The following is a 12,684-nucleotide window of genomic DNA, read 5'->3' as shown; positions in this document are numbered from 1 at the left end:
AAATCCCGAGTTGAAACTCAGTGATATCGCACAGTTGGCCGGTGTGTCCGTTACCACCGCCAGTTATGTCATTAATGGCAAGGCCGAGCAGCAACGTATCAGCAGTGCCACCGTCGAGCGCGTTCGTGCGGTCGTCGAACAACATGGCTTCACGCCCAATCCCCAGGCAGCCGGGCTGCGCAGTCGGCACACCCGCACTCTGGGCTTCATTCTGCCGGACCTGGAAAACCCCAGTTACGCACGCATTGCCAAACTGCTGGAACAAGGTGCCCGGGCGCGCGGTTATCAATTGCTGATCGCCAGTTCCGACGATGCGCCGGACAGCGAACGGCAATTGCTGCAACTGTTCCGCGCCCGGCGTTGTGATGCGCTGATCGTCGCCAGTTGCCTGCCGGCCGGTGACGACAGCTACCGTCAGTTGCAAGCCAAAGGCATTCCGATCATCGCCATCGACCGGGTGATGGAGCCTGAGCATTTCTGTTCGGTGATCAGCGATGATCGCGAGGCCAGCCTGCAACTGACTCGCAGCCTGCTCGACCCGCTACCCAAGCAGATCGCACTGATCGGCGCACGGCCCGAGCTGAGCATCAGCCAGGAACGGGCCGCCGGGTTCAAGGAAGCATTGACCGGTTTCAAAGGCGAGGTGCTGATCGAACACGCCGAGTCGTTCAGCCGCGAGTGCGGCAAGCAGCTGATGGAAGAAATGCTGCAGCGCCTGGGGCATTTGCCGGATGCGCTGGTGACCACGTCCTACGTGCTGCTTCAAGGTGTGTTCGATGCCTTGCACGACTTCCCGCTGAAAACCCGTCCGCTGCGCCTCGGCACCTTCGGCGACACGCAGTTGCTGGACTTCCTGCCGCTGCCGGTCAACGCCATGGCCCAGCAGCATCAGTTGATTGCCGACAAGGCGCTGGCCTTGGCGTTGGCCGCCATCGAGCAGTCCGATTACCAACCCGGCGTGCAAGCCATCGCGCGGACCTTCAAGCAGCGTATTCGCCAGGACTGAACCGTGGAGCTGATCGACAGCCACACTCATCTGGATTTTCCGGACTTCGACGAGGACCGCCCGGCGCTACTCGCCGAAAGCCGCGCCCTCGGGGTGCGGCGGATGGTGGTGCTGGGGGTTTATCAGGGCAATTGGCAGCGGGTCTGGGACCTGGTGCAGAGCGATCCCGACCTGCATGCGGCGCTCGGTTTGCACCCGGTGTACCTGGATCAGCATCGCCCTGACGATTTACTCGAACTCGGTGACTGGCTGACCCGCCTGGCTGGTCATCGGCAATTGTGTGCCGTGGGCGAGATCGGTCTGGATTACTTCATCGAAACACTCGACCGTGAGCGCCAGCAGGCCTTGTTTGACGCGCAACTGCAACTGGCGGTGGACTTCAATCTTCCGGCGCTGATTCATGTGCGGCGCAGCCATGCGGCGGTGATTGCCACGCTCAAACGGTTTCGATTGAAACGCGCGGGCATCATTCATGCCTTCGCCGGCAGCAAGGAAGAGGCCCGCGAGTATATCAAGCTTGGTTTCAAACTCGGCCTGGGCGGCGCCGCGACCTGGCCGCAGGCGTTGCGCATGCACCGCGTGCTCGCCGATTTGCCACTAGAGTCGGTGGTGCTGGAAACCGATTCACCGGACATGGCGCCCGCGATGTTTCCCGGTCAACGCAACAGCCCGGCGCATTTGCCGGCGATCTGCTCGGCACTGGCCGGGATCATGTCGATCAGTCCCGAACAATTGGCCGCCGCGAGCACGGCCAATGCCTGTGAGTTGTTCAACTGGTAGTCAGCCCTGCACAAAAACCTGTGGGAACGAGCCTGCTCGCGATAGCGGTATGACAGTTGACACTGATGTCGACTGAAAGGCCGCTATCGCGAGCAAGCTCGCTCCCACAAGGGAACCGGTGTTTTCAGACCCGGAACGCGCTGATCAGTTGTTTGAGTTCCAGCACCTGGGCCGATAGCGCTCGGCTGGCATCTTCGGTCTGGTGCGCACCTTCGGCGGTGCGTTCACCCGCGCGGTTGATCTCGACGATGTTCTGGTCGATGTCGTGGGCCACTGCGGTCTGCTGCTCCACGGCTGCGGCGATCTGTTGGTTCTGGTCGACGATCATGCCGACGGCGCCGAGGATGTTTTCCAGCGCCTGCTGGACCTTTTCCGACTGCCCGACGGTGCCATCGGCCACTTGATGGCTGACGCCCATGGCTTTCACCGCCGCGCCGACACCATTTTGGAGCTTGGTGATCATCTGCTCGATTTCTTCGGTCGATTGCTGGGTGCGCTTGGCCAGGGTCCGGACCTCATCGGCCACCACCGCAAAACCACGCCCCTGCTCACCGGCCCGAGCGGCCTCAATGGCGGCATTGAGCGCCAGCAGGTTGGTCTGCTCGGCGATGCTTTTGATCACTTCCAGCACGCGACTGATGGATTGGCTGTCGCTGGCCAATTGATTGATCACCCGCACCGACTGATCGATCTCACTGGCCAGTTGCGCGATGCTGCCCTGCTGAGACGCCACCAGGCCACGACCGCTGATGGTCTCGTCGTTGACGCTGTGAGCGCTGCTGACCGCCGCGGCAGCACTGCGCGCCACCTCAAGTGAGGTGGCCGACATCTGGTTCATGGCCGTGGCGACCTGCTCGATCTGCGAGCGCTGCCCCGCCACCGCCTGGTTACTTTGGGCAGACACACTTTCGACCTGCCCGGCCTGGCGCTCGACCTCATTGACGGTCTGGCCTACGCGTTCGATCAGGTCATGGATTTTCTTCACGGTGCCGTTGAACACCTCGCCCAACTCGCCCAGCTCATCGCGGCTTTCGGCGCGGAAGGTCACCGTCATGTCGCCCGCCGCGACTTTGTCCAGCGTCGCGCCCAGGCGTTTGAGGGTGGTGCGGGTCGAGGCGTAGAAGCCGCCGTAGAGGTAAAAAATCAACACAAACACCACCGACAGCGCCACGGCCTGCAAGACCATGTGGGTGCGGTTCTGCTCCAGTCGCTGCTGCAACTGGGTGCCGAGGAATGTCAGGGTCGCTTCATTGAGTTGGTAGGTCTGGTCCATCAGGCCGGTGACCTGGTCGTAAAAGGCCTGCCACGGTGCATCGAGGGTATCGGCCATCACCACCTGTTCTTCGAACAGCTCACTGGCCTTTTTCAGCGAGGCCTTGCTGCTCTCGGCTTGGGCGGCCAGGGTGTCACGCGCCGCTTTGCTGGAGCCCAATGCATCATTGAGCTTCAGACCGTATTCGCCCTGGAGCTTTTCGATCTGCGCCAGCAGCTCATCGAACCGGGTGCTCGACGACGAATTCAGAAAACCTTGCCCCAGCGAATAGGAACCCATCGCCCGGCCGTCGCCCAGGATCTGGGTCACAGGCGGAGTGACGTTGGTAATGAGTTCGCTGAGCTGACGCATGTCGCTTTGACTGTCGCGGCTCAGGCCGGCCTGAGTGGCGATGATCTGGCTGAAAATCTGCGCATTGCCGAGCAGTTTGCCGATCAGCGCGCTTTTACTTTGCAGGGAGGTTTCCGTCTGCTGGGCCTTGAACGCCGCGATCATTTCATCGCGCTTGCCATCGAAAACCGTGATCTGTTCCGGATCAGTGGTCATCGCCGTCAGCCCTTGCAGGCGGGCCAGAACACTTTGCTCCAGGGTGCTGATCTTCGTCTCGACATTGCCGGTCTTGCCGGACTGGCCGAGGGTGACGTTGATTTGCACCAGGTTGTTCAGGGTTTCCAGATCACGCCGCAGGGTCAGGCTGCTGCCGAGCAGGTCGAGGCTTTGCAGTTCGATCTGTGTGCCCTGGAATTCACGATAGGAGTCGCGGACCAGATAGAAGTTGGTCACCAGCATCGGCACGAGGAACAGCACACTGATCAGGCTGAACTTCATGCCGAAGCTCAGGCGATTCATCAGCGCGACGGCGGGATAGAGCAAGCTCTTCACTGGAAGTCTCCCTTTTGATTCTTATTTTTATTGGCAGGCGCGGATCGACGGCAGATAGCCACTATTCAGCGCTATCTCTGTATAGCTTAAATCGGCAGGGGGTTTTGTAACTTAAGGTTAACGGCGGGATGCGCACTTGGGACGATTGATATCCCTGTGGCGAGGGGGCTTGCCCCCGTTCGGCTGCGAAGCAGTCGTAAATCCAGACAACTCGATCTGTCTGAGCGAACGCTGGGGCCGCTTCGCGACCCAACGGGGGCAAGCCCCCTCGCCACAGGCAAGCCTCTTAGTCTAAGAAGATTTGGGCTATGGAAGGACCGTCCACAACGCAAAACCGGCATACCAGAGCACCGCCGCACGCAGCAGCAATTCCCAGATCCGGTCCAGACTGTTGATGCCATCCGGTCCGACGACCGGTGCAGGAATTTCGCCAGCCACCAAGCCAACTTTCTCGATCAACTGGGCAGCGCTGATGTTCCAGTTCAGCAGTTCATGCAGCATGACGCGGCTGACCGCGACAAAGTTTCCGACCAGCGCGAAACTGGCCGCCAACAGACGCACCGGCACCCAATCAAACGCATGACGCAACTGTGCAGCCCGCTCGACCACGGCCGGGTTCTGTCCGTGCTCTTCGGCCAGCGCCAGCAGCCGGTAGCTGAGGGCGGCGACCGGGCCCAGCACGAAGTACCAGAAAATCACCGCGAAAAAGCTCTGGTAAGCCTCCCACAGCAAATGGCCTTCGACCCGCTCAAGCAGTTGCTCGCCGCTATCGGCGCAGATGTCCACGTCGCGCTTCGCCACATGGGCCGCCGCTTGCAGGTCTTCCCGGCGCCAGGCGTCGCGAAACGGTCCGAGGCCGGCCAGCAAATCGCCGCGCCCCAGGCTGTAAATCACCACCAGCAGGTGCACCGGCAACGCCAGCAACCCGTAGGCCACCGGTTCAAGCACCACCAACAACAAACCCAGCAGCGCCACCGGCAACAACACCAGCACCACCAATATCAGCCATGGCCGATCGATCAGGCGCGGACTGACTTCAAGCTTGTTCAGTTCACGTACCCAACCGCCGTCACGTTGGACCCGATGGCGCAGGGCCGAGAACTTCTCGATCCAGACGGCCAACAGCAACACCAGAAAACTCATTGTTGTTCCTCTTTTTCCAGGGCGGTGCGATAGCGTGCCCAGTCGAACGCGGGTCCCGGATCCGTCTTGCGCCCCGGTGCGATGTCGCTATGCCCACAGATGCGCTGCGCGGTGATCGCCGTAAATGTCCTTTGCAGCTGTCGGGTCAGTGACGTCAACGCTTGATACTGAGCGTCGGTGAACGGCAGATCATCCGTGCCCTCAAGCTCGATACCCACGGAAAAGTCGTTACAGGTGTCCCGCCCCTCGAAACTCGAGACACCGGCGTGCCAGGCGCGCTCAAGACAAGAGACAAACTGAGTGACGGTGCCGTCACGTTCGATCAGAAAGTGCGCAGACACCCGCAGGTCAGCAATCCCTGCAAAGTAGGGATGCTCCGTGACATCCAGACGATTCTGGAAAAATTCCTGCACCTTGCCGGTGGCGAACTGCGCTGGCGGCAGGCTGATGTTGTGGATCACCAGCAGGGAAATTTCGCCCGAGGGGCGCGCATTGAAGTTGGGGGAGGGGCATACACACACGCCCTGACACCAACCGCTCGCGGGGTCCAACTGCATACAGGTTCCTTCAACGACGACTGTGTTGGCGCCCAGTATGCCGCGATAGGCCCTCGGGGCGCGATCACTTGCCGCGATTGAGACGCCGCAGATTGCCCAGCACCGATTCCAGGGCCCGGTCGAACAGCAAGGTGTCGTCCAGCGCTCGCACCGCGCCACGGCGAAATTCCAGAGCCAGGCTGGTGCGGCTGCGCTCCAGCACTTTCATGCCTGTGCGGTCGACAAAGATGTATTTGCCAGTGGAATCGATGATCGCTGCCAGCTTGCAACGCAGGGTGTTTTCATCGTCCTCCTGAAACTCGACCCAACTGCCGGGGCGCAATTGATCGACCTGAAGCAAACCGGCATCGTCCGCCGGCAACCGCACTGACACAGCATCGGTCGGGCCCTCGTCGGCGGTTTCCAGCACGATGTGCTGCAGCACTTCGACCATCACCGGTGGCTCGACGGGCTGTTCAGCCGCCTGGCCCGGGCGCTCGAACAGTTGCACGTGCAAGGTTTCCAGCTCACTGAAAAACTCACTGGTGGCGAACGGATCAAATGCCGAGCTGCTCAGCCCGTCGCGCAGGGACTTCAGCAACCCGGGCACCAGCGCCAACAGACGCAGGCCGGCATCAGGCTCGTCATGGCGCTGCACGCTCCAGATCAATTGCTCCATGGTCTGCACATCCGCATGCCATTGCGCCGACGCATCACCGTGTTTGAGGCAGGTCAATAACAGCACTTTGCTCCAGGCCTCCTGCACGAAGACCACCACACCCTGGGGCAGCACTTTGCCGAATAACGCCTGATTCAGCGCCTGCTCGACACGCTGGCGCGCCAGCTCGGTCCTGGCGCGGCCCTCTTCGGCGTCACGGGTGCGTTGTTCCAGCAATTCACTGCGGCGGCGCTCATCACTGGTGAAGGCGAGAAAATCCGCGAGCAACTCGGAAAAGATCGCCGGATCGTCAACAAAGTCGTTCAACAGGCGCTGCACCACTTGCTCGATGCGCAGGTACAGGCTGTCACGCTCGTGGTCATCGCACTCGCCCCAGCCCATCGCCGCGGCGGCGATTTCGTTGAGCAGACGTCGGGCCGGGTGGCTGGCGCGGCTGAAGAAGCTCTTGTCGAGCACCGCAACCTTGAGCATCGGGATCTGCAAACGGCCAATCAGCGCCTTGAGGGAGTCCGGCAGATTGCGGTCATCAAGGATGCATTCGAAGAGCATGGCGATCAGGTTGATCACGTCTTCGTCAGCCACGCCGACCACGCGCGACTTGCCGCTTTTGACGCTGACCCGGGTCAGCAGTTGTTCGAGCTGGTTACGCAGATCGAAGTCGTCCTGAGTCGCCAGCGTCGGCACGTACTGCTGCAAGTGCGAGAGCAGGCGCAACAGGTCGCGGGTGGAAATGGGCTGGGTCTGGGTACTGGCGTCGAGGGTGGGGGCGACGCTGCCGCGCACGTGCAACAACAGCTCCTGCAACGCGGCAAAAACTTCCTGCACACCGTCGTCGATCGGCGTATTGCCGGAGTGGACGCCGGCCTCGATCGGTTCGGCATGGGCGCTGGCGGCTGCATGATCGGTGGCACGTCGCATGGGCGCAGGCTTGAGGTCGGGTAGCACGCCGGTTGCGATGAGCAGTTGATTGGCTTCGGCGTACAGCTGATCAGCGCTGCTGAGCACGTAGCGGTCGAACAGTTTGAGAATGATCAGCTTGACCTTGATCTCCACCCCCAGGTTGCGCCAGGCCTGCAAGAAATACTCGCAGAGCCGCGCAGGTCCCAGCGGGTTGTGCTCATCGTCCAGCGCCTTGCCCAGCAGAGCGCCGAGTCGGGCCGTGAGCTGGTCAAGGGCGAAACCGTCGCGGTTCAGCACTTTGCTGACCATGGCCTCCACCGCGACGCGGCGCTCCAGGTCGTCATTGGGCAAAGCATCTGTATCGAACGCCAATGCCTGAGGCAAGGCCGCCTGATTACTGTCGTACTGCGAGAGGCTGACGAACGCCTCGAAGAATTGTTCGAGAAAACCGCGCTCAATGCTTTTTCGCTTGAGTCGCAAGTCGCGCATGGCTTCGAAGAAGAGGTTCTGCTCGACGTCGTTGCGAGCCCGGTCGGCCATTTCGAACAGCGTGTCATCGGCGTTATCAAACAGCTCCTGCAAACCATGCCTGAGCTGTTGAGTGGCCTTGTCGCGAACCTGAAGCAGAATCACAGGCAGGCGGGCGAGCGGCGATTGCGTCGCCTGATCGGTAGCCACCTTGTGCAAAGGCACTACATTCCCGTCGTTGTGCATCCAAGCCTCCTGAAACGGTGATTCCGCAAATATTCGTGAACTCAAGAACACGTCAAAGCCATGGCGTCAAAAGCAAGGCGGATTATCTTGCAAAAGCGCCCCCGTGCACCAGCAGACTCTGTGCTTCGTATTGAAATAGACGCGTAGGGAAGACACTGACTTAGCGCCGATGACTCAAGGGAATCGACCAAATGCAGGTTTGCAGGCGACGGGAACGCTTCTGATGCCTTGGGTTGCCTCGCGCCATGGCCCTATAATCGGGCCACTTTGTTTGTGGAGCCCGTTATGCCGAATCTACGTCTCGCCGATTTGACCGCCGAAATCGAAGCCAACGTGCGCCGTTCGTTGCTCGAAGACATCGGCAGCGGCGACATCACCGCGCAGTTGATCCCGGCCGAACGCCTGGCCAAAGCCACCATCATCACTCGCGACGACGCGGTCATTGCCGGCACCGCGTGGGTCGATGCCGTTTTCCGGCAACTCGATCCACGGGTCGCGGTGCACTGGCAGGTGCGCGACGGCGAACGGGTGAAACCCAATCAGGCGCTGTTCCACCTCGAAGGCCCGGCACGCTCGCTGCTGAGCGGCGAACGCTGCGCACTGAATTTCCTGCAATTGCTCTCGGGCGTGGCCACGCGCGCGCAATACCTGGCGGATTTTGTCGCCGAGACGCAGGTGAAGCTGCTAGACACCCGTAAAACCCTGCCAGGACTGCGTCTGGCGCAGAAGTACGCCGTGACCTGCGGCGGTTGCCACAACCACCGCATCGGCCTGTACGACGCCTTCCTGATCAAGGAAAACCATATCGCGGCCTGCGGTGGCATTCCTGAAGCCATTAACGCTGCGCACAAGATCGCCCCGGGCAAGCCGGTCGAGATTGAAGTGGAGAACCTGGCGGAATTGAAAGAAGCCCTGGCGGCGGGTGCAGACATCATCATGCTCGACGAGCTGAGCCTGGATGACATGCGTGAAGCCGTGAGTCTGAACGCAGGCAAAGCGAAACTGGAAGCCAGCGGCGGTATCAACGAAAACACGCTGCTGCCGATCGCGGAAACCGGGGTGGATTACATTTCGATTGGTGCGATGACCAAGGATGTGAAGGCTGTCGACCTGTCGATGCGCTTAAGTCTCTGATCACGCATAGCTGAATGAAAAACGCCAGCCTCATTGAGGCTGGCGTTTTTGTCAGACCACCAGATTGTTCATCTCGCAGTACTCTTCCCACTCGACGCCCAACACCTCGGCTGCCTCCTTGTGCAGCACCAGGCGCGCAGCCTCGAACTCTTCAGGGGTCGAGGTGTACTTGAGCGTCAGCTCCCACGGCTGCAAACCCTGGGATTCCGCCTCATCCTCGAACGCCCACTGGATCTGATCTTTCTGATCGTCGGCTGGCAGGTCCTTGATCTCTTCAGCTAGCTGGGGCGATTCAAGCAGGTACTTTTTAAGCGCTTCTTCGTGTCTGGCTTCTTGGGTCAATTCTTTAACGGTCATGGCGTTCTCGCTGATCTGGGGAATGGAAGATGGATCTGGATCATCAAGGATCTCTCTGACGCAAAAAACCGTTTGAAGCCCGGTTTGTCTGGCCTTCAGAACCATTCGGGGATCATCTGAAAACTGCAAAGTGGTGCGTGTTCAACGTTCGAATATAGGACGTTTGGTCGACGATTTATATGGACTTTTACATCAAATCTACAAAAAAACCTTTGATCCCACATTCTGCAAATTTTCCTTCGCTACCCAGGAACAACGTTCAAAAGGCAAAGTCATAGCGATGTGCCATCTAGGCACTTCACAAGGAACCCGGTGATGCGCAACTTTTCCAAGCTTTCGTCCATCCTGTCTGCAACTGGCATGGCCGCCCTTCTGCTCGGCACCCTGGCGCTGCCCAATAGCGCTCAAGCCGGTCTGGAATACAAATCCGACAGCGCTACGTCTTCCGATAAATTCCTGGTTTTCCACAACTATTACGGCACAAACGTGATGGTCAGGTCCGACGTCAGTATCGAGGAGGTGGAAACATTACAAAGAGTTGTAAAAACCAGTACGGCTGATCTGGAAGAGCTGAAGAAAACCGTCACTGCACAGGCGCGGCTCATCGAAGATTTGAAAAAGAACACGGGTTCCAGTTCGAGCTCAACTGCCAGCGAAGTAGACAAACTCAAACGCAGCGTCAATGACCAGGAAACGGCGCTGAAAAACCTCGCCAAGGCCATGGACGAACTCAAACGCAACAGCGGCTCGAGTTCCAGCGCCAGCACCGGCGAAGTTAACGACCTCAAACGGACGGTCAGTGATCAGAACACTGGTTTGGTAAACCTCGCCAAGGCCGTGGACGAACTCAAACGCAATAGCACCTCGAATTCCAGCTCCAGTTCCAGCGAAGTCAGCGACCTCAAGCGCACGGTCAGCGAGCAGGACAACAACCTGAAAAAACTCGCCAGTCAGATGGACGATCTCAAGCGCAGCAGCGGCTCGAACTCCAGTTCAAACTCCAGCTCCAGCGAAGTGAGCGACCTCAAGCGTACCGTCAACGAACAGGAAAACGATCTGAAACGGCTTGCCAGCCAGGTGGAAGACCTCAAGCGTAGCGCCGGATCGAGTTCCAGCTCGAGCTCCAGCGACCTGTCCAGCCTTAAGCGGGAAGTCAGCGATCAGGACAATCAACTCGATCAGCTCAAGCGCACCGTGGAAGATCTGAGCAGAAAGGTGAAATAAGAGGGGAAATGGTGCCCGAGACAGGAATCGAACCTGCAACCTTCGCGTTACGAGTGCGCTGCTCTACCGGCTGAGCTACACGGGCGGTGGGCTAAACCTAGCACCGGGTTCGAGGACCAGCAACTTCAGGCGCTGTTTCACAGACAAAAAAAATGCCCCGCAGTTTTCACTGCGGGGCATTTTTTACAACGTTGGAACGGTCAGGCGAGGGGTAATTAAACGCCCGAAGCCTTGGCCGCTGCTACGTCTTTGATGGACAGCTTGATACGGCCGCGGTTGTCCACGTCCAGTACCAGTACTTCCACTTCCTGGCCTTCTTTCAGGATGTCGGTCACTTTCTCAACGCGAGCGTCGCTCAGCATCGAGATGTGAACCAGACCGTCCTTGCCAGGCAGGATGTTGACGAATGCGCCGAAGTCGACGATACGTTCAACCTTACCGACGTAGATCTTGCCGATTTCAGCTTCTGCGGTGATACCCAGAACGCGCTGACGTGCAGCTTCAGCAGCTTCCTTGGTCTCGCCGAAGATCTTGATCGAGCCGTCGTCTTCGATGTCGATCGAAGCCTTGGTCTCTTCACAGATCGCACGAATGGTCGCGCCGCCTTTACCGATGACATCACGGATTTTGTCGGTGTCGATTTTCATCGCGATCATGGTCGGAGCGTTTTCCGACAGTTCGGTGCGGGACTGACCAATGATCTGGTTCATCTGACCGAGGATGTTCAGGCGCGCTTCCAGGGCTTGGCCCAGAGCGATTTCCATGATTTCTTCGGTGATGCCTTTGATCTTGATGTCCATCTGCAGCGCGGTAACACCTTTGGCGGTACCGGCTACTTTGAAGTCCATGTCGCCGAGGTGGTCTTCGTCACCCAGGATGTCGGTCAGGATGGCGAACTTCTCGCCTTCTTTAACCAGACCCATGGCGATACCGGCAACCGGTGCCTTCATCGGAACGCCAGCATCCATCAGGGCCAGGGAAGCGCCGCAGACCGAAGCCATGGAGCTCGAACCGTTGGACTCGGTGATTTCCGATACAACACGGATGGTGTACGGGAACACGTCGGCAGCAGGCAGCATGGCTGCAATCGAACGACGGGCCAGACGGCCGTGACCGATTTCACGACGACCCGCGCCACCCATGCGACCACACTCACCTACCGAGAACGGAGGGAAGTTGTAGTGCAGCATGAACGGGTCTTTTTTCTCGCCTTCCAGGGTGTCCAGCAGCTGTGCGTCACGGGCGGTGCCCAGAGTCGCGACTACCAGAGCCTGGGTTTCGCCACGGGTGAACAGTGCCGAACCGTGGGTCTTGGGCAGAACACCGACTTCGATGTTCAAAGGACGTACGGTCTTGGTGTCGCGACCGTCGATACGTGGCTTGCCGTTTACGATGTTTTCGCGAACGGTGCGGTATTCGATTTCGCCGAATGCTGCTTTGACTTCGCTGGAAGAAGGCTGGCCTTCTTCACCGGACAGCTTGGCAACAACCTGGTCCTTCAGCTCACCCAGGCGAGCGTAACGGTCGGCCTTGATGGTGATGGTGTAAGCCTGGGAGATCGCGTCGCCGAACTCGGCACGGATAGCGCCCAGCAGAGCAGTGGCTTCTGGCTGTGGAGCCCAGGTCCAGGTTGGCTTGGCAGCTTCAGCGGCCAGTTCTTTGACGGCGTTGATCACCACCTGGAACTCGTCGTGAGCAAACAGTACCGCGCCCAGCATCTGGTCTTCGGTCAGCTCTTTGGCTTCCGATTCAACCATCAGAACGGCTTCCGACGTACCGGCAACGACCATGTCCAGGCTCGAAGCTTTCTGTTGTTCGTAAGTCGGGTTCAGCAGGTAGCCGGTGCTTTCGTGGAACGCAACGCGGGCAGCGCCGATCGGTCCATCGAAAGGAATACCGGAGATCGCCAGGGCAGCCGAGGTACCGATCATCGCAGCGATGTCCGGATCGGTCTTCTTGCTGGTGGAAACGACGGTGCAGACAACCTGCACTTCGGTCATGAAGCCTGCTGGGAACAGCGGACGGATCGGACGGTCGATCAGTCGGGAAGTCCGGG

10 protein-coding genes and 1 tRNA gene are annotated in these 12,684 nt (G+C 59.4%); 4 read left to right on the top strand and 7 right to left on the bottom strand.

Translation table 11 applies throughout. The features are described 5' to 3' along the window. Positions 1–10: 10 nt before the first annotated feature. Together cra and ACIQV9_RS11095 are read left to right on the top strand one after the other, a co-directional pair. Complete coding sequence (gene cra / locus ACIQV9_RS11100) at positions 11–1,006, top strand: catabolite repressor/activator (protein WP_403101063.1); 996 nt, start codon at positions 11–13, stop codon at positions 1,004–1,006. A gap of 3 nt (positions 1,007–1,009) precedes the next feature. Next, complete coding sequence (locus tag ACIQV9_RS11095; RefSeq protein ID WP_403101060.1) at positions 1,010–1,786, top strand: TatD family hydrolase; 777 nt, start codon at positions 1,010–1,012, stop codon at positions 1,784–1,786. Between the two features lie 124 nt (positions 1,787–1,910). Here the strand turns inward: ACIQV9_RS11095 and ACIQV9_RS11090 are convergent, their stop codons facing one another. The 4 genes from ACIQV9_RS11090 to ACIQV9_RS11075 all read right to left on the bottom strand — a co-directional run bounded on the left by ACIQV9_RS11090 (position 1,911) and on the right by ACIQV9_RS11075 (position 7,913). Continuing rightward, a complete protein-coding gene (locus ACIQV9_RS11090) occupies positions 1,911–2,615 on the bottom strand; it encodes a methyl-accepting chemotaxis protein (RefSeq protein WP_403101462.1) in 705 nt (234 codons plus the stop codon). A gap of 1,632 nt (positions 2,616–4,247) precedes the next feature. Beyond that, the gene (ampE, locus tag ACIQV9_RS11085; protein WP_403101058.1) at positions 4,248–5,084 is read right to left on the bottom strand and encodes a regulatory signaling modulator protein AmpE; all 837 of its coding nucleotides are present in this window, start codon (positions 5,082–5,084) and stop codon (positions 4,248–4,250) included. After that, positions 5,081–5,641 carry a 1,6-anhydro-N-acetylmuramyl-L-alanine amidase AmpD gene (ampD, locus tag ACIQV9_RS11080; RefSeq protein ID WP_403101056.1) on the bottom strand — a complete coding sequence of 187 codons (561 nt, stop codon included), beginning with the start codon at positions 5,639–5,641 and terminating at the stop codon, positions 5,081–5,083. Before ampD ends, ampE begins: the two co-directional genes overlap by 4 nt. A gap of 64 nt (positions 5,642–5,705) precedes the next feature. Further along, entirely contained in the window at positions 5,706–7,913 is a 2,208-nt protein-coding gene (locus tag ACIQV9_RS11075; protein WP_403101054.1) for a DUF1631 domain-containing protein, read from the bottom strand. Positions 7,914–8,198: 285 nt separating this feature from the next. On the opposite strand from ACIQV9_RS11075, the gene nadC reads away from it, so the two are divergent. Further along, positions 8,199–9,047: a carboxylating nicotinate-nucleotide diphosphorylase gene (nadC, locus tag ACIQV9_RS11070; protein WP_403101052.1), complete on the top strand. Its 849-nt coding sequence runs from the start codon at positions 8,199–8,201 to the stop codon at positions 9,045–9,047. A gap of 51 nt (positions 9,048–9,098) precedes the next feature. Here the strand turns inward: nadC and ACIQV9_RS11065 are convergent, their stop codons facing one another. Then, complete coding sequence (locus ACIQV9_RS11065; RefSeq protein WP_077747454.1) at positions 9,099–9,404, bottom strand: DUF6388 family protein; 306 nt, start codon at positions 9,402–9,404, stop codon at positions 9,099–9,101. Positions 9,405–9,719: 315 nt separating this feature from the next. On the opposite strand from ACIQV9_RS11065, the gene ACIQV9_RS11060 reads away from it, so the two are divergent. Beyond that, positions 9,720–10,628 (top strand): hypothetical protein, encoded by a 909-nt coding sequence (locus tag ACIQV9_RS11060; RefSeq protein WP_403101049.1) that lies wholly within the window; start codon positions 9,720–9,722, stop codon positions 10,626–10,628. Between the two features lie 9 nt (positions 10,629–10,637). Here ACIQV9_RS11060 and ACIQV9_RS11055 read toward each other — a convergent pair. Continuing rightward, positions 10,638–10,713 (bottom strand) — tRNA-Thr (locus tag ACIQV9_RS11055). A 130-nt stretch (positions 10,714–10,843) separates the two neighbouring features. Then, positions 10,844–12,684: polyribonucleotide nucleotidyltransferase (gene pnp, locus ACIQV9_RS11050; RefSeq protein WP_403101047.1), on the bottom strand; the 1,841-nt coding region annotated here is incomplete at its 5' end.

Origin of the sequence: Pseudomonas sp. NPDC099000, from assembly GCF_044759925.1 — a bacterium.
Lineage (GTDB): Bacteria > Pseudomonadota > Gammaproteobacteria > Pseudomonadales > Pseudomonadaceae > Aquipseudomonas.
The sequence above is the reverse complement of the archived record's forward strand: the minus strand, read 5'-3'. Positions and strand labels throughout refer to the sequence as shown.